Genomic DNA, 1,314 nt, shown 5'->3' on the forward strand with positions numbered 1-1,314 from the left:
TATAGATCGGTTAAATTCGCCGTGCGCTCGCCCTAGGCGCGCGGGGGGGGGGGGCGGGTGGGGCGCCGCCGCGGCCCGCCGCACCCGGGGCGGGCACACCGTCGTTCGAGGAGCCAGCCATGACCTCCGTCGCCAGCAGGACCGAGTTGTATGCCGAGGTGCAGCAGTTCTACGCCGAGCAGATGCAGCGGCTCGACGGCCGCGACATCACCGGATACGCCGAAACATTCACCGAGGACGCGGAATTCGAGCACACGCCCGGACGCCCACCGGCCCGGACGCGGGCGGGCATCGTGTCGGATCTGGTCGAGTTCCACAAGCGGTTCGAGGACGATCCGATGCAGCGGCGGCACTGGTTCGACATGATCAACCTGCAGCCACAGGACGACGGCTCGATCGTCTCCACCGCCTACTGCCTGGTCGTCAAGATCCGGCCCGGGCAGAAACCGGAGATCGCGCCCAGCTGTGTGGTGCACGACGTGCTGGTCCGGATCGACGGCGCCCTGCTGACCCGCTCCCGGCGCGTAGCCCACGACTGATCGAAAACTCGACTCCCCCAAGGAGATATCCATGAATTCCGTGCAGCCCGTCACCGGACTCGCACTCGCCGCCGAGGCGCAGGACCTGCTGTTCCGCGAGGCCCGCACCGCGAACACCTTCACCGACGAGCCGGTCGGTGACGAGCAGATCCGAGAGATCTACGAGCTGGTCAAGTTCGGCCCGACCTCGATGAACCAGCAGCCGCTGCGCGTGGTGCTGGTCCGCACCGAGCAGGCACGTGCGCGGCTGGTCGAGCACATGATCGACAACAACAAGCCGAAGACGGCCACGGCGCCGCTGACGGCGATCCTGGCGGCGGACCTGAACTTTCACGATCAGCTGCCGAAGGTGTTCCCGCACGCGCCCGACGCCAAGGACTACTTCGCCGACCCCGCCGCCCGGGCCGACTCGGCGCGCTTCAACGCCCTCATCCAGGTCGGCTACTTCATCCTCGGCGTCCGCGCCGCGGGGCTGGCCGCGGGACCGATGAACGGTTTCGACGCGGCCGGGGTCGACAAGGAATTCTTTCCGGACGGCACGCACAGCTCGCTGGTGGTGGTGAATATCGGCAAGCCGGGTCCGGACGCCTGGTTCCCGCGCTCGCCCCGGCTCGACTACGACGAGGTCGTCACGCTCGCCGGCCCCCACCCCGCGGGGGGGGGGGGGCCCACCCCAAGGCCCGCCGGGCCGGCCCCCCGCCGGGTGGTGGCGATGAAGACCTCCTACAAGTTCGATCCCAGCCACGACCGCAGCACCAAGCGCTACTACACCACG

Annotated in this window: 1 protein-coding gene and 1 pseudogene; both read left to right on the forward strand. The window is 68.9% G+C overall.

Translation table 11 applies throughout. The features are described from left to right. Positions 1 to 119 precede the first annotated feature (119 nt). Positions 120 to 539, forward strand: a complete 420-nt coding sequence (locus tag QH290_RS37195; RefSeq protein WP_280266638.1) for a nuclear transport factor 2 family protein — start codon at positions 120 to 122, stop codon at positions 537 to 539. Between the two features lie 31 nt (positions 540 to 570). Continuing rightward, positions 571 to 1,170: pseudogene (locus QH290_RS37200) on the forward strand (malonic semialdehyde reductase); the annotation flags it as partial. Positions 1,171 to 1,314: the final 144 nt, after the last annotated feature.

The sequence above is a fragment of the Nocardia wallacei genome, assembly GCF_029869545.1.
Lineage (GTDB): Bacteria > Actinomycetota > Actinomycetes > Mycobacteriales > Mycobacteriaceae > Nocardia > Nocardia wallacei_A.